The 18,346-nt window shown below is 52.4% G+C and carries 20 protein-coding genes; 7 read left to right on the forward strand and 13 right to left on the reverse strand.

Annotated elements, in window-relative coordinates; translation table 11 throughout:
- Nucleotides 1-131 precede the first annotated feature (131 nt).
- A complete protein-coding gene (locus NNO02_RS00535) occupies nucleotides 132-827 on the forward strand; it encodes an IclR family transcriptional regulator (protein ID WP_271441086.1) in 696 nt (231 codons plus the stop codon).
- 36 nt (nucleotides 828-863) lie between these two features.
- On the opposite strand, the gene thiI is transcribed toward NNO02_RS00535, so the two are convergent.
- A complete protein-coding gene (gene thiI, locus NNO02_RS00540) occupies nucleotides 864-2,312 on the reverse strand; it encodes a tRNA uracil 4-sulfurtransferase ThiI (protein ID WP_137384637.1) in 1,449 nt (482 codons plus the stop codon).
- 196 nt (nucleotides 2,313-2,508) lie between these two features.
- Here thiI and xseB point away from each other — a divergent pair, with 196 nt between their 5' ends.
- From xseB to yajO, 4 genes are read left to right on the forward strand one after another with little or no spacing between them, the layout of a single operon-like run.
- A complete protein-coding gene (gene xseB, locus NNO02_RS00545) occupies nucleotides 2,509-2,751 on the forward strand; it encodes an exodeoxyribonuclease VII small subunit (protein WP_096759458.1) in 243 nt (80 codons plus the stop codon).
- Complete coding sequence (gene ispA, locus NNO02_RS00550; RefSeq protein WP_271454026.1) at nucleotides 2,752-3,651, forward strand: (2E,6E)-farnesyl diphosphate synthase; 900 nt, start codon at nucleotides 2,752-2,754, stop codon at nucleotides 3,649-3,651.
- A 24-nt stretch (nucleotides 3,652-3,675) separates the two neighbouring features.
- A complete protein-coding gene (dxs, locus tag NNO02_RS00555; protein WP_137384639.1) occupies nucleotides 3,676-5,538 on the forward strand; it encodes a 1-deoxy-D-xylulose-5-phosphate synthase in 1,863 nt (620 codons plus the stop codon).
- Between the two features lie 56 nt (nucleotides 5,539-5,594).
- Entirely contained in the window at nucleotides 5,595-6,569 is a 975-nt protein-coding gene (gene yajO, locus NNO02_RS00560) for a 1-deoxyxylulose-5-phosphate synthase YajO (RefSeq protein WP_271454027.1), read from the forward strand.
- A 99-nt stretch (nucleotides 6,570-6,668) separates the two neighbouring features.
- Here the strand turns inward: yajO and pgpA are convergent, their stop codons facing one another.
- The 6 genes from pgpA to nrdR form a co-directional block, all read right to left on the reverse strand.
- A complete protein-coding gene (pgpA, locus tag NNO02_RS00565) occupies nucleotides 6,669-7,187 on the reverse strand; it encodes a phosphatidylglycerophosphatase A (protein WP_003021578.1) in 519 nt (172 codons plus the stop codon).
- A complete protein-coding gene (thiL, locus tag NNO02_RS00570) occupies nucleotides 7,165-8,142 on the reverse strand; it encodes a thiamine-phosphate kinase (protein WP_271441090.1) in 978 nt (325 codons plus the stop codon). The genes pgpA and thiL overlap by 23 nt, the downstream gene beginning before the upstream one ends.
- Before the next feature lie 76 nt (nucleotides 8,143-8,218).
- Complete coding sequence (gene nusB / locus NNO02_RS00575) at nucleotides 8,219-8,638, reverse strand: transcription antitermination factor NusB (protein ID WP_000801129.1); 420 nt, start codon at nucleotides 8,636-8,638, stop codon at nucleotides 8,219-8,221.
- A gap of 19 nt (nucleotides 8,639-8,657) precedes the next feature.
- Nucleotides 8,658-9,128 (reverse strand): 6,7-dimethyl-8-ribityllumazine synthase, encoded by a 471-nt coding sequence (gene ribH / locus NNO02_RS00580; protein WP_003021575.1) that lies wholly within the window; start codon nucleotides 9,126-9,128, stop codon nucleotides 8,658-8,660.
- Between the two features lie 86 nt (nucleotides 9,129-9,214).
- Nucleotides 9,215-10,318, reverse strand: a complete 1,104-nt coding sequence (gene ribD, locus NNO02_RS00585) for a bifunctional diaminohydroxyphosphoribosylaminopyrimidine deaminase/5-amino-6-(5-phosphoribosylamino)uracil reductase RibD (RefSeq protein WP_271441091.1) — start codon at nucleotides 10,316-10,318, stop codon at nucleotides 9,215-9,217.
- Nucleotides 10,319-10,321: 3 nt separating this feature from the next.
- On the reverse strand, nucleotides 10,322-10,771 hold the full coding sequence (gene nrdR / locus NNO02_RS00590; RefSeq protein ID WP_003021571.1) for a transcriptional regulator NrdR: 450 nt from the start codon (nucleotides 10,769-10,771) through the stop codon (nucleotides 10,322-10,324).
- A gap of 154 nt (nucleotides 10,772-10,925) precedes the next feature.
- On the opposite strand from nrdR, the gene NNO02_RS00595 reads away from it, so the two are divergent.
- Together NNO02_RS00595 and NNO02_RS00600 are read left to right on the forward strand one after the other, a co-directional pair.
- Entirely contained in the window at nucleotides 10,926-11,465 is a 540-nt protein-coding gene (locus NNO02_RS00595) for a DUF3251 domain-containing protein (RefSeq protein WP_137384643.1), read from the forward strand.
- Nucleotides 11,466-11,763: 298 nt separating this feature from the next.
- On the forward strand, nucleotides 11,764-12,645 hold the full coding sequence (locus NNO02_RS00600) for a nucleoside-specific channel-forming protein Tsx (protein ID WP_271454028.1): 882 nt from the start codon (nucleotides 11,764-11,766) through the stop codon (nucleotides 12,643-12,645).
- Nucleotides 12,646-12,690: 45 nt separating this feature from the next.
- Here NNO02_RS00600 and NNO02_RS00605 read toward each other — a convergent pair whose 3' ends face one another.
- The 6 genes from NNO02_RS00605 to tgt all read right to left on the reverse strand — a co-directional run bounded on the left by NNO02_RS00605 (nucleotide 12,691) and on the right by tgt (nucleotide 18,280).
- Nucleotides 12,691-13,383 carry a helix-turn-helix transcriptional regulator gene (locus tag NNO02_RS00605; protein ID WP_271441093.1) on the reverse strand — a complete coding sequence of 231 codons (693 nt, stop codon included), beginning with the start codon at nucleotides 13,381-13,383 and terminating at the stop codon, nucleotides 12,691-12,693.
- A gap of 23 nt (nucleotides 13,384-13,406) precedes the next feature.
- A complete protein-coding gene (locus tag NNO02_RS00610) occupies nucleotides 13,407-13,772 on the reverse strand; it encodes a VOC family protein (protein ID WP_271441094.1) in 366 nt (121 codons plus the stop codon).
- A 168-nt stretch (nucleotides 13,773-13,940) separates the two neighbouring features.
- The gene (secF, locus tag NNO02_RS00615; protein WP_137384645.1) at nucleotides 13,941-14,912 is read right to left on the reverse strand and encodes a protein translocase subunit SecF; all 972 of its coding nucleotides are present in this window, start codon (nucleotides 14,910-14,912) and stop codon (nucleotides 13,941-13,943) included.
- A 10-nt stretch (nucleotides 14,913-14,922) separates the two neighbouring features.
- Nucleotides 14,923-16,770, reverse strand: coding sequence for a protein translocase subunit SecD (gene secD / locus NNO02_RS00620; RefSeq protein WP_137384646.1), 1,848 nt, complete (start codon nucleotides 16,768-16,770; stop codon nucleotides 14,923-14,925).
- 27 nt (nucleotides 16,771-16,797) lie between these two features.
- The gene (gene yajC, locus NNO02_RS00625; protein ID WP_002890398.1) at nucleotides 16,798-17,130 is read right to left on the reverse strand and encodes a preprotein translocase subunit YajC; all 333 of its coding nucleotides are present in this window, start codon (nucleotides 17,128-17,130) and stop codon (nucleotides 16,798-16,800) included.
- Nucleotides 17,131-17,152: 22 nt separating this feature from the next.
- Nucleotides 17,153-18,280 carry a tRNA guanosine(34) transglycosylase Tgt gene (gene tgt / locus NNO02_RS00630; RefSeq protein WP_045440480.1) on the reverse strand — a complete coding sequence of 376 codons (1,128 nt, stop codon included), beginning with the start codon at nucleotides 18,278-18,280 and terminating at the stop codon, nucleotides 17,153-17,155.
- Between the last annotated feature and the right edge of the window lie 66 nt (nucleotides 18,281-18,346).

Raw genomic sequence — 18,346 nt, forward strand, 5'->3', positions numbered from 1 at the left:
GGTTCACTAATGATTAACTTGAGATGAATCATGATCTAATCACTTAGAGGTAGTGATCTTTTTGAATTGCGAAAGCAGTCCTGTTTCTGACTCGATGATATAATCGCTAGGTATCTAAAAAGAGAACGCATATGACTGAAACATCACAAGGGGTAAATTCGGTTGATATAGCCGTCAGCATTTTGACATTTGTTGCCAGTCAAAATGGTCAAGCGAGGGCAATCGATATCGCTACTGGATGTGGTTTGTCGAAAAGCAGGTTACACAAATATCTGGTTTCACTTTGCCGAACAGGCATGCTATGTCAAAACGAAAAGGGGCTTTACAGCCTGGGTGCAACTGCACTGCAGCTGGCTGGGACGCCAACGAGTACACGCAATGCGATTAATGAGCTCAACGCTATGCTGGTTGCTTTTCGCGATACCTTTAACCACTCTACTGGAGTCGTCGTTGTCTCTGATAACGGATTAATACTCAAACATTACAATCGCAGTTTTCGAAACGTCGATATCGATTTTCTGCCCAATACGCAGGTTCCACTTCATGCCAGTGCAGCAGGGCAAATTTTTATGAGTTTTTCTGGTTATCAGGCGCAAAACCCGGCGCAGAAACAGTTAATTAAACAAATAATATCGCAGGGATATGCCGTGCGTTACAACCCAACTCAGGGGATCCCTGGAGCGCAATCTATCGCTTGTCCGCTTCAGAGTAGTAAAGGTGAGCTCATTGCAATTGCTGTAACGATGGGTTTTTTTAGTGCCGAAGCTATTCCGCAGATTGCTAATCAATTGGTCAACAGCATTGCATCACTTCAGCCGCAAGATTAGCGTTGCCCCGGCGCATAAAGCCGGGGCAAACCACAATTACGGACGATACACCTTCACGTTTTCAAAGCCCTGCTCGCGCAGATACAGCGCCTGCAGGCGGCTCATCACCCCGCGTTCACACCACAGCAGCCAGGTTTTATTCTGGTCCAGATCGCCGAATTTAGTGCTCAACTTGTAGAACGGCAGAGAAACCACGTCCACACCTTCCACCTTCAGCGGTTTGTCATCCTGTTCATCCACGGAGCGAATATCCAGAATCACATCGTTCGGACCGAAGCCGCTCACGGTTTCAACTTCCACCACAGTCTGCTGCGTCTGCTGGGCGATGTCGCGAATGTCAATATTGTTCGCTTCTTCAACCACTTTATCGAGGATCGAGAAATCGAAGTTTTCTTCTTCGGCCTCAATCTTCGCTTTAACCGCTTTCACCGTCGGGCTTTTTGAAATCACACCGCAGTATTCCGGCATGGTACGGGCGAAGTCTTCAGTACCGATTTCACGCGCCAGATTAATGATGTGCTCTTTGTCATGAGAGATTAGCGGACGCAGGATCAGCGTATCCGAAACGTTATCGATCAAGCGCAGGTTGGTTAGCGTCTGGCTGGACACCTGGCCCAGCGCTTCACCGGTCACCAGCGCCTGTACGCCATAGCGTTCAGCCACTTTAGACGCCGCACGGACCATCATGCGCTTAAGGACCACGCCCATCTGGCCGTCGTCGACTTTTTCCAGGATCTCACCGACTACCGGCTCAAAGTTGATAGCAACAAAGCGTACGCGATGTGAGCTACCAAAACGGTTCCACAGATAATGCGCCACCTGGCGAACGCCGATTTCATGCGCTGCGCCGCCGAGGTTGAAGAAGCAATAGTGTACGCGGCAGCCGCGACGCATCAGCATGTAGCTGGACACACCGGAGTCAAAACCACCGGAGATCAGCGACAGAACGTCTTCTTGTGTACCAATCGGGAAACCGCCGATACCTTCATAGCGGCCTTTAACCAGCAGCAGACGGTCGTTTTCGATTTCAAGATTAACCGTCACATCCGGCTTCGTCAGCTTCACGCGCGCAGATTCAATATGCTGATTCAGTCCGCCGCCAACATAACGTTCCACCTCGATGGAGCTAAACTCATGCTTGCCGCGGCGCTTGACGCGCACACAGAAGGTTTTTCCTTCCAGTTGATCGCGGTATTGCACCAGTGCTTTCTCGAAAATATCGTGCATATCGGTAAACGGCACGTCTTCTACTTCGAGAATATGGTGAATACCCGGGATTCGGGTTAACGCGTCACGAATATCCAGACGCTGGCTTTCATCTTTGGCGCGAACCTCAACGTGATCCCAGTGACGGACAACGGCAAGGTCTTCATCGTAGTGCTTTAAAACGTTACGGATGTTCCCTGTCAGAATTTTTATAAAGCGCAAACGCACAGATTGGCTTTTGATGGTGATTTCTGGGAACAATTTAATGATAAACTTCATGGCGGCAATGGTTCTTTGGCAAGTCTGAACGACTTGTGATGGAAAATAATACAGCAGCCCATACCCGCGACTGCATCCAGGCGCGCAAGTATACCACCATCGCGCGGCTACTGTGCACATTGCGCGTTATTTGCTTATCAGTGCGAGTCCGTTACCATAGTCTTGTGCTGTCAATACAGAGAGTCAGACATTCATTATGCCGAAGAAAAATGAAGCGCCCGCCAGTTTTGAAACTGCGCTGAGCGAGCTGGAACAGATTGTCACCCGTCTGGAAAGCGGCGATTTGCCGCTGGAAGAGGCGCTGAACGAATTCGAACGTGGCGTACAGCTGGCACGTCAGGGACAAGTCAAATTGCAACAGGCTGAACAGCGCGTGCAAATCCTGCTGTCAGAAACTGAAGACGCCGCCCTCACGCCTTTTACACCGGATAATGAGTAAATGGATTTTACGCAGCAGCTACAGGCTTGCGTTGAGCAGGCTAACCAGGCACTGAGCCGTTTTATCGCGCCACTGCCCTTTCAGAACACTCCCGTGGTCGAAACCATGCAATATGGCGCATTATTAGGCGGCAAACGTCTGCGCCCATTTTTGGTTTATGCTACCGGTCAGATGTTTGGCGTGAGCCTGAGTACGCTTGACGCCCCCGCCGCCGCGGTTGAGTGCATCCATGCCTATTCGCTGATGCACGACGATTTACCCGCGATGGACGACGATGATCTGCGTCGCGGTCTGCCAACCTGCCACGTCAAGTTTGGCGAAGCGAATGCGATTCTGGCCGGTGATGCGCTGCAAACGCTGGCGTTCTCTATTATCAGCGACGCCCCGATGCCAGAAGTCACCGACCGTGACCGCATCGCCATGATCTCTGAACTGGCTCAAGCCAGCGGTATCGCCGGTATGTGTGGCGGTCAGGCGCTGGATCTGGCAGCAGAAGGTCAGCAGGTAGAACTGGCGGCGCTGGAGCGTATTCACCGCCATAAAACCGGCGCATTGATTCGCGCCGCCGTTCGTTTGGGTGCGTTAAGTGCTGGAGATAAAGGGAGAGAACTTCTGCCGATACTCGACAAATACGCCGAAAGTATCGGTCTGGCCTTCCAGGTTCAGGATGACATACTGGATGTGGTAGGCGATACTGCAACATTGGGTAAACGTCAGGGTGCCGACCAGCAGCTTGGCAAAAGTACCTATCCTGCACTTCTGGGTCTTGAGCAAGCCCGGAATAAAGCCCGGGATTTAATTGAGGATGCCCGCCAGTCGTTAAGTTTGCTGGCCGCACAATCTCTCGATACCTCGGCACTGGAAGCGCTAGCGGACTACATAATCCAGCGTGATAAATAAACCAACATATCCAATGAGCTTGCGATGAGTTTTGATATAGCCAAATACCCGACCCTGGCGTTGGTCGACTCCACCCAGGAGTTAAGACTGCTGCCAAAAGAGAGCCTGCCTAAGCTTTGCGACGAACTGCGCCGCTATTTGCTCGACAGCGTGAGCCGTTCCAGCGGGCACTTCGCCTCTGGTCTGGGCACGGTGGAACTCACCGTCGCGCTGCACTATGTCTACAACACCCCGTTCGACCAGTTAATCTGGGATGTGGGACATCAGGCTTATCCGCACAAAATTCTTACCGGCCGCCGCGATAAGATTGGCACTATTCGCCAGAAAGGCGGCCTGCATCCGTTCCCGTGGCGCGGCGAGAGTGAGTATGACGTACTGAGCGTTGGCCACTCCTCAACCTCTATCAGCGCAGGCATCGGCATTGCAGTTGCCGCCGAGAAAGAAGGCAAAGAGCGCCGCACCGTATGCGTCATTGGCGACGGTGCCATCACCGCCGGGATGGCGTTTGAAGCGATGAACCATGCGGGCGATATTAAGCCTGACATGCTGGTTATCCTCAACGACAATGAAATGTCGATTTCGGAAAACGTCGGTGCGCTGAATAACCACCTGGCGCAACTGCTCTCTGGAAAACTCTATTCGTCGTTGCGCGAAGGCGGGAAGAAAGTGTTCTCCGGCGTTCCGCCGATTAAAGAGCTGCTCAAACGTACCGAAGAACACATCAAAGGTATGGTTGTGCCGGGTACGCTGTTTGAAGAGCTGGGCTTTAACTATATTGGCCCGGTAGACGGTCACGACGTGCTGGGTCTTATCACCACGCTGAAAAACATGCGGGATCTGAAAGGCCCGCAGTTCCTGCACATCATGACCAAGAAAGGTCGTGGCTACGAACCAGCAGAAAAAGATCCGATCACCTTCCACGCGGTGCCCAAATTCGATCCGTCCAGCGGATGTCTGCCGAAAAGCAGCGGCGGTCTGCCGAGCTATTCAAAAATCTTCGGTGACTGGCTGTGTGAAACTGCAGCAAAAGACAACAAGCTGATGGCGATTACCCCGGCAATGCGTGAAGGCTCCGGTATGGTGGAGTTCTCGCGTAAATTCCCGGATCGCTACTTCGACGTGGCCATTGCCGAGCAGCATGCAGTAACTTTTGCTGCAGGTCTGGCGATTGGTGGTTATAAACCCATCGTCGCTATCTATTCCACGTTCCTGCAACGCGCCTACGATCAGGTGCTGCACGATGTTGCCATTCAGAAACTGCCGGTACTGTTCGCCGTTGACCGGGCAGGAATCGTGGGTGCCGATGGGCAAACCCACCAGGGTGCGTTCGATCTTTCCTTCCTGCGCTGCATCCCGGAAATGGTCATTATGACCCCGAGCGATGAGAACGAATGTCGCCAAATGTTGTTTACCGGCTATCACTACAACAATGGCCCAACGGTCGTGCGTTATCCCCGCGGTACTGCCGTAGGTGTTGAGCTGACGCCGCTGGAACAATTGCCTATCGGCAAAGGTATCGTCAAGCGTCACGGTGAGAAACTGGCGATTCTGAACTTCGGTACGCTGATGCCGGAAGCGGCTCAGGTCGCGGAATCGCTGAACGCAACGCTGGTCGATATGCGCTTCGTGAAACCGCTGGATGAAGCACTGATTCTGGAAATGGCAGCACAGCACGACGTGCTGGTGACGATTGAAGAAAACGCCATTATGGGCGGCGCAGGCAGCGGTGTAAACGAAGTGCTGATGGCGCACCGTAAGCCGGTTCCGGTACTGAATATCGGCCTGCCTGACTTCTTCATTCCCCAGGGTACTCAGGACGAGGCTCGCGCCGAACTGGGCCTGAATGCAGCCGGAATTGAGGCCAAAATCAAGGCCTGGCTGGCATAATCCCCCCCTCGCTCCTGCTATGCTTAATGAATAACACGCTAAGCAGGAGCGAATTTATGCAATACAACACCTTAGGAAAAACAGACCTTCGGGTCTCCCGCCTTTGTTTGGGCTGCATGACGTTTGGCGAACCCAATCGCGGCAATCACGCCTGGACGCTACCAGAAGAAAGTAGTCGCCCGATTATCAAACATGCCCTTGAGGGTGGTATTAACTTTTTCGATACCGCAAACAGTTACTCCGCAGGCAGCAGTGAGGAAATTGTCGGCCGTGCGCTGCGCGATTTCGCTCGTCGTGATGACGTCGTAGTAGCCACCAAAGTTTTTCACCGTGTTGACGACCTGCCGGAAGGATTATCCCGTGCGCAAATTCTGCGTTCTATTGATGACAGTCTGAAGCGTCTTGGTATGGACTATGTCGATATCCTGCAAATTCACCGTTGGGACTACAACACGCCCATTGAAGAAACGCTGGAAGCGCTTAATGACGTCGTGAAAGCCGGGAAAGCGCGCTACATCGGCGCATCATCCATGCACGCTTCGCAGTTTGCTCAGGCACTGGCCCTGCAGAAACAACACGGTTGGGCGCAATTTGTTAGCATGCAGGATCACTACAACCTGATCTACCGCGAAGAAGAACGCGACATGCTACCGCTTTGCTCTCAGGAAGGTGTCGCGGTGATCCCATGGAGTCCGTTGGCACGTGGTCGCCTGACGCGCCCGTGGGGAGAAACCACCGCACGCCTGGTTTCCGATGAAGTCGGCAAAAACCTGTACGAAGAAAGTGATGAAAACGACGCGCAAATTGCTGCACGATTGACTAGCGTCAGTGAAGAACTGGGCGCTACACGAGCGCAGGTCGCTCTGGCATGGCTGTTAAGCAAACCTGGCGTCGCCGCACCGATTGTCGGCACATCGCGTGAAGAACAGTTGGATGAATTACTTAATGCGGTAGATTTAACGCTGAAACCAGAGCACATTGCCGAACTGGAAATGCCGTACAAACAGCATCCGGTGGTGGGATTTAAATAAGCGCGGTTGTAGATCGTAGGCCCGATAAGCGCCGCGCCATCGGGCAATCAGTGCCGGATACGCTATGCTTATCCGGCCTACAACGGCCTCAAAAAGGGGTTAAATGATGCCTACCGGCCAGTGATGGCCAATAAAGTACAGTATCCCGGCGGACAGTATCCCGGCCACGATATCATCGATCATGATCCCCGTGCCACCATGTACGTTACGATCGAACCAGCGAATCGGCCAGGGTTTCCACATATCCAGAATACGGAAAATCACAAATCCAGCGGCAACCCACTGCCAGTCGTTGGTCGGCAGCGCCATCAGGGTTATCCACATTCCGACAAACTCGTCCCAGACAATGCTTCCGTGATCGTGCACGCCCATATCTTTTGCCGTTTGATGGCACAGATAGACGCCAATACAGATCGACAGCATGACTACCAGTGAATAGAGTTGCCACGGCAGAAATGTCATTAAATACCAAAATGGGATCGCCGCCAGCGATCCCATGGTGCCCGGTACAATCGGGCTCAATCCACTGCCAAATCCGGTAGCCAGCAGGTGCCACGGATTACGCATGCTCAAACGGCTTTTTGCGACATCTTTTTTAAGGCGCGGCAAAATGGTCATATCCTTTCCAGTCGAACGTGACGGGTTTTCCATCACGCGTAAAATGAATGCCTTCCACATCCGCACTCATCTGCCCAATGCAGGTAAACGGTGTGCCGAGATGCCCCAGCGCGACGTCCAGCGCCCCACGATTCATTTCTGGTACGGTAAAGCATAACTCATAATCTTCACCGCCCGAGAGCGCCCAACGCAACGCCTGTTCAGGCTCGACGTGTTGGGTAAACGCAGTGGAATATGGCAGAGCATCGACGTTAATCCGTGCACCGCAGCCACTGGCATTAACGATATGGCCCAGATCTGAAATCAGACCGTCCGAGAGATCGATTGCGGCACTCGCCAGGTCGCGCAGGGCTTGCCCTTGTAAAATTCGCGGCGTGGGACGCAAGTGGCGCTTGAGCAGATAGTCAGCATCTTGTGCATCGGCAACCTGCAACCGTTGCTGCAAAATTGCCAACCCGGCTGCACTGTCACCCGGCGTACCGGTAACGTAAATCCAGTCGCCCGGCTTCGCACCGGAGCGTTTTAAGGCCCGTCCAACCGGGACGTAGCCATGAATACCCAGCGTCATCGACAGTGGCCCACGTGTGGTGTCACCGCCAATCAACTGCATATCATAGTAATTCAGGAGCTCAAACAGGCCATCACTGAAAGCTTCAAGCCAGGCTTCATCGACGTCAGGCAATGTGATTGCCAGCGTCAGCCATGCAGGATCAGCCCCCATCGCCGCCAGATCGCTCAAGTTCACCGCCAGCGCTTTCCAGGCAAGGTCTGTGGGATCAATATCGGGGAGGAAGTGGTTGCCTGCCACCAGCGTATCGGTGCTGATCGCCAGCGTCTGTTTTTCAGGGATGTTCAGAAGTGCGCAATCGTCGCCAATACCGGTTTCGACATCAAGACGAGAGCTTCTTACGCGGTCAAAATAACGGGCAATCAGGGAAAACTCGCCACATGCCATACGTTATGCCTCAGCAGGAAAAAAGAAAAAGCCGGGGACAGTGGAAACAGGTTCCACCCTCCAGCCGGCCTCGGGATCACTTTTTGTTGGGGCGAATCACAGGTGCTGCTTTATCCAGTACGCCGTTGACGAATTTGTGGCTATCTTCAGCGCCGAAGGTTTTCGCCAGTTCAATCGCTTCGTTAATGGCCACTTTATACGGCACATCACTACGCTTAGACAGTTCAAACAGCGCAATACGCAGCACGGCTTTTTCTACCTGACCCAGCTCTTCCAACAGGCGAGACAGGTAAGGCTTCATCAGTCCATCCAGGTACGCGCTGTTAGTCGCCACCCCGGACAGCAGTTCACGGAAATACAGAACGTCGACATCTTTTACGTCCTGTTCCGCCAGGAACTGGTATTCAACATCAGCGATGTCGTTCTGGGACAACTGCCAGGAGTAGAGCGCCTGGACGGCACACTCACGGGCGCGGCGACGAGCAGCAGGTTTCACGGATTTCCCCTTACAAAAATCAGGCCTTAATGGCTTTCAATACATTAATCATTTCAAGCGCAGTCAGTGCAGCTTCTGCGCCTTTGTTGCCGGCTTTGGTGCCAGCACGTTCGATGGCTTGTTCAATACTTTCGGTGGTCAGAACACCGAAGGCTACCGGGATACCGCTGTCCTGAGCGACATGCGCCAGGCCATTGCTTGCACCGCCAGCCACATATTCGAAGTGTGCGGTACCGCCACGGATAACCGTACCCAGCGCAATCACCGCGTCATATTTACCGGTTTTTGCCAGTGCGTCAGCCGCCAGCGGCAGCTCATACGCGCCTGGAACCCAAACGACGGTAATATTTTCATCTTTAACCTGACCAATACGTTTCAGGGCGTCGATCGCACCTTCCAGCAGGCTGTCATTGATAAAGTTGTTGAAACGCGCAATGGTGATGGCGACGCGAGCGTCCGGGGTAGCAACGTTAGCTTCAATAATGTTCATATTCTTCCTTCGGATTCACTAGACCCCGCAGGGGGGCGGATTTTATCATAATAATCTGTGCGCTGCTTCCCTTTCGAACCGGGAGATCATGCGCCCACTAAATGCAGGCAAAGGTCCGGACCTACATGGCGTATTTCGTTGAATTTGAAATGGGGGGCGTCAGCCAGTTTCTCAAGGCCTGGAAGCACACATAATCCTCGGGCATCGCTCCCTAACAGTTTAGGCGCAACATAGACGATTAGCTCATCCACCACGCCGGCCTGTAATAACGCACCTGCGAGTGTTGGCCCGGCCTCAACCCAAATGCTGTTAATTTGCTGCTTGCCCAGCTGCATCATCAACACCACCAGATCCAGATGCCCGTTATGTTCCGGCACTTTCAGGCTACGAACCGTTTCCGGCCAGCTGCGAGGATCGTCCTGGGTACGGACAATCCAGGTTTCTCCGGGCTGTTGCACAATGCGATGCGCCGGTGTCACCTGGTTCTGGCTATCAAGTACAATTCGGATTGGCTGACGCACATTTTCCTGCGGATAACTCGCCTGGGTTGGCTCCCCCAGTTCTTCCCAACGGACGGTAAGCTGAGGGTCATCCGCCAGTACCGTGGCACTGCTGGTTAAAATGGCATGACTTTGCGCGCGCAGGCGTTGCACATCGCGACGTGCCTGCGGCGAGGTGATCCACTGGCTTTCACCACTGGCCATCGCCGTACGCCCATCAAGCGAGGCACCCAGCTTGAGCTGTACGTAGGGGAATCCGGTACGCATCCGTTTGAGAAAGCCCTTATTAAGCTGCTCAACTTCGCTCATCATCAGGCCATGGCTGACGTCAACGCCCGCCTGCTGCAAGCGATAAAGCCCGCGGCCAGCGACCTGTGGATTGGGATCCTGCATAGCGGCAACCACACGCGTCACACCGGCGGCGATCAGCGCATCGCAGCACGGCGGCGTGCGACCATGATGGCTACAGGGTTCAAGCGTAACGTAGGCCGTTGCCCCCTGCGCTTTTTCTCCCGCCATACGCAGAGCATGGACTTCGGCATGAGGCTCGCCCGCGCGATGGTGGTATCCCTCACCGACGATCTCCCCATCTTTCACAATCACGCAGCCCACGTTGGGGTTGGGGTGAGTGGTAAAACGTCCGCGCGCAGCAAGCTTCAGCGCTCGCGCCATGTACAATTCATCCTGCATGGCTTAGTCCTGTAGGCGAGCAATCTCTTCGCCAAATTCTTTGATATCTTCGAAGCTCCGGTAAACCGAGGCAAAGCGGATGTAAGCGACTTTATCGAGCTTTTTCAATTGCTCCATCACCAGATTGCCAATCATCTTACTCGGCACTTCACGCTCGCCTGTCGCACGCAGCTGTGATTTTATATGGTTTAACGCCATTTCGACGTCATCAGCGCTGACCGGACGTTTTTCAAGCGCTCTGAGCATGCCGCTACGCAGCTTCTCTTCATTAAAGGGTTCACGCACATCGTTGCTTTTTACAACGCGCGGCATAACAAGTTCAGCCACCTCAAAGGTGGTGAAACGTTCGTTACAGACCAGACACTGTCGGCGGCGGCGTACCGAAGAGCCCTCGCCCACAAGACGAGAGTCAATTACCTTAGTGTCTACGGCGAAACAGAATGGGCAATGCATACGGCGTCCTGTACCTTAGTGGTTCGCAGAAATCTATTTTACCCTGAACTGGCGTGACAACAAAGGCGGAGCGCTTTTGAGACAAAGGATCGATGCCTTCGTGCTCTGCGCACACTACCATTATGCTATCGCGACAATGAAGGAAGTAATCACAATGACAAGACGTTACCTAAGAATTCTCCTGGTGGGAAGCCTCTTTAGCCTCAGCGCCTGTGCACAACAAAGCGAAGTACGCCAGATGCATCAAAGCGTTAGCACGTTGAATAAAGAGATGACACAGCTCAATCAGGAAACGGTAAAAATTACGCAACAAAATATGTTGAATGCCAAATCGACCAGTGGAGCTTACCTGCTACCCGGTTCCAAAACACCTGCCCGGCTGGATAGTCAGATCGGCACGTTGCGTATGTCGCTGGTGAATATTGCGCCAAATGCGGCAGGAACGCGCCTGACACTGCGTATTCAGGGGGAATCGAATACCCCGCTCCCTGCCTTTAGCGGTACTGTAGAGTACGGACAGATTCAGGGCACCACAGACAACTACCAGGAAGTGAATGTACAGAATCAGTTGATAAACGCCCCGGCAAGTATCCTTGCCCCCAGCGACGTGGATATTCCGTTGCAGCTAAACGGACTGTCTCCTGACCAGTTAGGTTTTGTTCGCATCCACGACATCCAGCCTGTTAGTCAATAAACTTTTTGCGGAACGTTTTTGTGCGTTCCGCAACACCAACCCGCCCTATTTTGTTACTCCTATGACATAAGCGATATTTCCAGTAAAACTTGGCAACATTCATCGGAGCCAGTACAATTCGCCGCCTAAAGTACGCAAACGTGAACGCAATCGATTACGTAAATGATAGAACTGTGAAACAAGACATATTTTTGTGAACAATGATTTTTATAATAGGCTCCGAAGAAATACGAAATATTTAGAAACGCAATTTGCGTCTTTTTCACTCCCGAAAGGGATTTCAAACAGTGGCATACATATGAAAAAAACATTACTTGCAGCCGGTGCAGTACTGGCGCTCTCCTCGTCATTTACTGTTGCAAACGCGGCAGAAAATGACAAACCGCAATATCTTTCCGACTGGTGGCATCAGAGCGTTAACGTTGTGGGTAGCTACCACACTCGCTTCGGACCGCAGCTCCGTAACGATACCTACCTGGAATACGAAGCGTTTGCCAAGAAAGATTGGTTCGACTTCTATGGTTACATGGATGCACCGGTATTCTTCGGTGGTAACACCGATGCGAAAGGTATCTGGAACCACGGCTCTCCGCTGTTCATGGAAATCGAACCCCGTTTCTCCATCGACAAACTGACCGGTACCGACCTGAGCTTCGGTCCGTTCAAAGAGTGGTATTTCGCGAACAACTACATCTACGACATGGGTCGTAACAAAGATGGCCGCCAGAGTACCTGGTACATGGGTCTGGGTACCGACATCGACACCGGCTTGCCGATGAGCCTGTCCATGAACGTGTACGCTAAGTACCAGTGGCAGAACTACGGTGCTGAGAACGAAAATGATTGGGACGGCTACCGTTTCAAAGTGAAGTACTTTGTACCGATTACCGAACTGTGGGGCGGTAACCTGAGCTACATCGGTTTTACCAACTTTGACTGGGGTTCCGATCTGGGTGATAAGAGCGCCTACGCTGAGAATGGCATTAAACAGCGTACTAACAACTCTATCGCCTCCAGCCACATTCTGGCGCTAAACTATGACCACTGGCATTATTCTGTCGTTGCCCGTTACTGGCACAACGGTGGTCAGTGGAACGATAACGCGGATCTGAACTGGATGAATGAAAACGTTCGTTCTACCGGTTGGGGTGGTTACCTGGTTGTAGGTTACAACTTCTAATCCAGTAAATTTATCAAAGACAAGCCAGCTTAACCGCTGGCTTTTTTATGGCTGATCTTCACAGCGTACCTTACGTAAAAAGTCACTTAGCGAACGATCCGCCGATTCGCGAAAATGCCTGTCGAGTGGCGTGATCTTCAGACAACGATCAACGCGAAAACAGCGATAATCGTCACGATTCTCACACCATGCAACCAGCAGCCAGTGCTCGCCCCCGAAAAATAACCCCAACGGCTGAACGTCTCGCCAGGAGAGATTCCCGGACTCATCGCGATAATGCAGCGCCAGAATCTGCTGCGCCGAAACCGCGCGATGAATAAGATCGAACGCACTACGTGAATGCGGCTGATTACCAAAATCTGGTGCGAAAATCCGCGTTTGTTCGGCCCTGCGCCGACTCTCTGGCGGCAATATCGCCAGCACTTTTTCCTGCGCGGATTCCAGCGCCTGTGAGAGTGAATCCCCGCCCCATGTTTTCAACAGCCGAATCGCTACCATCAACGCTTCTGATTCGTGATGCGTTAACATCAACGGCGGCAGATCAAACCCGGCCATTAAGCGATAGCCACTGCCCACTTCACCCTCAATGGGCACGCCGGATAAAGAGAGATCGCGGATATCGCGATAAATCGTCCGTTCAGAAACCTCAAGACGCTCTGCCAGCAGCGCCGCCGTTGTCACTCGCCTGCCACGCAGGATTTGTACAATCTGAAACAAGCGGTCGGCGCGTCGGGTCATTTTAGTCCTCTGTCCTGAAAATATTACGCGGGTTGATGTAAACCAACACGATTGCCTTCGCTGTCAGTAAATAGCGCAATCGTGCCAATATCCTGCCCCAGTTCGATCGGGCCAAACACGCACTGGCCGCCCGCGGTAGCGACGCGTTCAAGCGTTGCCACTAAATCATCCGTATGCAGATAAATAATAGCGCCCTGCGCTGAAGGCGTAATACCGTCAAATTTAGCCAGCGCTCCACCAGGAGCAGGCTCCTGATACGGGAATACGGCCAGCTCAGCGCAGTCCATGTTCTCCCGGCGCAAAGAAATCTGCATCACTGGCTCATAAAAAGCGATGGCGCGATCCATTTGTACCACGGGGATTTCAAACCAGTTAATAACGTTTTTCATACATCCTCCTGCCTGTGTGAGTAGTCTCAGAAGGACTATAAGACAGGGCTATTGACAGCATACTGTCAGTAATGTGACGACAGAAAAAGATCATGGTCTGCTGCTAAATCGCAGGCAAAAAAAATCCCGACCTTACGATCGGGATTTCAGTTCTTTTGCCTGCGTTGGTTAAGGCAGAATTGACGGTTGATCCGCCCCTTCTTTCTCGACCTTCTGCTGCAGCATGTGCTCGCGCTTCATACCCAGCTTCAACGCCAGAGCCGAAGCCACATAGATAGACGATGCTGTACCGATGGACACACCGATAAGCATGGTCAGCGAGAAGCCTTCCAGTACCGGGCCACCGAACAGGAACAGCATCAGGATAACCATCAACGTGGTACCGGATGTAATCAACGTACGGTGCAGCGTCTGGGTCAATGACACGTTAAAGATTTCGTAAGGCGTACCGCGACGAATCTTGCGGAAGTTTTCACGAATACGGTCAGATACCACGATACTGTCGTTCAACGAGTAACCGATTACCGACATCAGTGATGCCACGATAGTCAGGTCAATCTCGATATGGAACAACGACAGGATCCCGAGCGTAATGATAACGTCGTGCGCCAATGCGATAACCACACCTGCCGCCAGTCGCCACTCGAAGCGGAAACCAACATAGACCAGGATGGAGATCAGCGCCGCCATCAGCGCCATAGCACCGGTTTGAGCAAGATCGGCCCCCACGCTCGGCCCAACGAATTCAATTCGCTTCACCGCCGCGTTTTGGTTGGTGGATTCGTTAATCACACTCAACACTTTGCTGCCCAACACCTGGCCGCCGTTTGCCCCTTCAGTTGGCGGCATACGCACCATAATGTCGTGGCTGCTGCCGAAGTTCTGCAGCAGCGGATCCACAAAGCCCGCTTTCTCCAGCGCATCGCGCATCACGTCCATATCCGCTGGTTTTTCCAGCGTAATTTCAATCACCGTACCACCGGTGAAATCGAGACCCCAGTTAAACCCGCGTACGCCCATCACAATGATGGCCGCAATCAGCAGGAAACCAGAAATGCCGAAAGCCCAGTAGTCCCAGCGCATAAAGTCCCAGACTTTACGGCCGTGGTTCAATTGTTCAACAGTATATTCCTGTGCCACATCGCACTCCTCAGATTGACAGCTTTTTGACGCGCTTGCCGCCATACAACAGGTTTACGATGGCACGTGTACCGACAATCGCGGTAAACATCGACGTCGCCACACCAATACCAGTAGTAATCGCGAACCCTTTAATTGCCCCGGTGCCGACTGCGTACAGGATGATGACCTTGATCAACGTCGTAATGTTCGCATCGAAGATGGAGCTAAATGCACCCGCATAACCTTCATTGATTGCTTGCTGCACCGAACGTCCGTTGCTCAACTCTTCTTTGATACGTTCGTTGATCAGTACGTTAGCATCGACCGCGACGGCAAGGGTTAAGACGATCCCCGCAATACCCGGCATACTCAACGTCGCCCCCGGCAACAGTGACATAATGCCGACAATCAATACCAGGTTGGCAATCAGCGCGCTTGTCGCAATCAGACCGAACTTCTTATAGAAGAAGATCATGAACAGAATTGAAACCACCAGACCAGCCAGACACGCTTCCAGACCCTGTTTAATGTTCTGCATACCCAGGGTTGGGCCGATTGTCCTTTCTTCAACAATCTGAATCGGCGCAATCAATGCACCAGCACGTAACAGCAGGGAAAGCTGACGCGCTTCGTTCGGGTTGTTGATACCGGTAATACGGAAGCTGTTGCCCAGGCGAGACTGGATGTTGGCAATGTTAATCACCTCTTCCTGTTTCACCAGAACGGCACGACCGTTGGCATCTTTCTTACCGCTGTCTTTGTACTCCACGAACAGGGTCGCCATCGGCTTACCGATGTTGTCCTTGGTGAAGTTAGACATGATGTTACCACCTGCGCTATCCAGCGAGATGTTAACCTGCGGCTGATTGTATTCATCCTGGCTGGAAGTGGAATCGGTGATATGGTCACCGGTCAGGATCACGCGCTTGTACAGCACTACTGGCTGACCTTCACGGGATTGTTTCACTTCCGAATCACCCGGAACACGTCCGGATGCCGCAGCAGACTGGTCAACGTTGGTATTTACCAGACGGAATTCCAGCGTCGCGGTTGCGCCCAAAATTTCTTTCGCACGCGCAGTATCCTGGATACCAGGCAGTTCGACGACGATACGGTCAGCACCCTGACGCTGAACAACAGGTTCAGCAACACCCAACTGGTTAACACGGTTACGCAGGATGTTGATGTTCTGCTGGACCGCATATTCACGCGCTTCACTCAGGCGCGCATCGGTCATCACCGCACGCAGCGCATTGCTGCCCTGGCTGGAAATCACCAGATCCTGGTGACGCTTGCTCAGGTAAGAGATAGCTTCATCACGGGCATTTCCATCACGGAAGGTGATGCTCAGACCGTAGTTATCTTCTTTACGAACAGTAGTATAAGGAATGCCTTTTTCTCGCAGATCGCTGCGCAGGCTATCGATATTTTGTTCCTGCAATTTACCCAGTGCGGTGTCCATATCCACTTCCATCAGGAAGTGAACGCCACCACGCAGATCAAGACCGAGTTTCATCGGTTCTGCGTGAATGGCTGCCAGCCAACGGGGTGTTGCCGGAGCAAGGTTAAGCGCCACGACGTATTGATCACCCAGCACGCCCATCAACACTTCACGTGCGCGCAGTTGGGTATCGGTGGAGTCAAAGCGCGCAAGAATAGCGCCCTCTTCCAGAGCCACAGACTTAGGTGTGATTTTATCTTCTTGTAACGTTTTCTGGACCTGGATCAGCGTTTGCTCACTGGCGGCGGCACCGCGCACGCCAGTGATTTGAACAGCCGGATCCTCACCATACAGGTTGGGAAGTGCGTAAAGCAGGCCGACGATAATAACGACGACCAGCATAATGTACTTCCACAAAGGATAACGGTTTAACACGGCAGTTCCCTTTGGGAAAACAATAAATTACAGCGCCTTCATCGTGCCTTTCGGCAGAACGGCAGCTACGAAATCACGTTTGATAACCACTTCAGTGGTGTCGTTCAGCGCGATAGCGATGTAGCCAGTTTCTGCTACTTTGGTCACGCGACCTACCAGGCCACCGTTAGTCAGCACTTCATCACCCTTGGCAATGGAGTTCATCAGGTTTTTATGTTCTTTGGTACGCTTTTGCTGTGGGCGCAGGATCATGAAGTAGAAAATCAGACCAAACACCACCAGCATCAGAATCAGAGACATCGGGCTGCCCTGCGCCGGAGCACCTGTTGCCGCTACCGCATCAGAAATAAAAAAGCTCATTCAAATTCCCTCATTATTAAAATTAATCAACGTTCAAAGGTGGAACAGGTCGACCCTGACGTTGGTAAAAATCGGTCACGAAGCTCTCTAATTTACCCTCTTCAATAGCCTTGCGTAAACCCGCCATCAAACGCTGGTAGTAACGAAGGTTATGAATCGTATTGAGTCGCGCGCCCAATATTTCGTTGCAACGATCAAGATGATGCAAGTAAGCACGCGAATAATTGCGACAGGTGTAGCAATCACACTCGGCATCGAGCGGACTGGTGTCGCTTTTATGTTTCGCATTACGAATTTTTACCACGCCGTCAGTCACAAACAAATGACCATTACGGGCATTTCGCGTTGGCATCACGCAGTCAAACATATCGATACCACGACGTACGCCTTCAACCAGATCTTCTGGTTTGCCAACGCCCATCAGATAGCGAGGTTTATCTGCCGGAATTTGCGGGCAAACATGTTCCAGAATGCGGTGCATATCTGCTTTCGGCTCACCGACAGCCAAACCGCCGACAGCGTAGCCATCAAAGCCAATATCTACCAGACCTTTGACAGAGATATCACGTAAATCTTCGTAAACACTGCCCTGAATGATGCCAAAAAGCGCATTTTTGTTGCCAAGGCCATCAAAACGGTCACGGCTGCGCTTCGCCCAACGCAAAGACATCTCCATTGAGCGTTTAGCATAGTCCCAGTCAGCCGGATACGGTGTACATTCATCGAAAATCATCACGATATCGGAACCGAGATCGTATTGAATCTCCATCGACTTCTCGGGATCGAGGAAAATCGGATCGCCGTTGATCGGGTTACGGAAATGCACGCCCTGTTCGGTTATCTTACGGATATCGCCCAGGCTGAACACCTGGAAGCCGCCGGAGTCGGTGAGGATCGGCCCTTTCCACTGCATGAAATCGTGCAGATCGCCGTGCAGTTTCATAATTTCCTGACCCGGGCGCAGCCACAGGTGGAAGGTGTTGCCGAGAATAATTTGTGCGCCCGTCGCTTCAACTTCTTCCGGCGTCATACCCTTAACAGTGCCGTAAGTACCGACCGGCATAAAGGCAGGCGTTTCCACTACGCCACGATCAAAAACCAGGCGGCCGCGGCGAGCGCGACCATCTGTGGTGTCCAGTTCAAATTTCATTTTTTCTCCTGCATCAGAGAGACAGTCTGATGATTAAACTTTCCCCATGGATTCACTCCACGGAGT

The sequence above is a fragment of the Citrobacter sp. Awk 2 genome (genome assembly GCF_028069815.1).
GTDB lineage: Bacteria > Pseudomonadota > Gammaproteobacteria > Enterobacterales > Enterobacteriaceae > Citrobacter.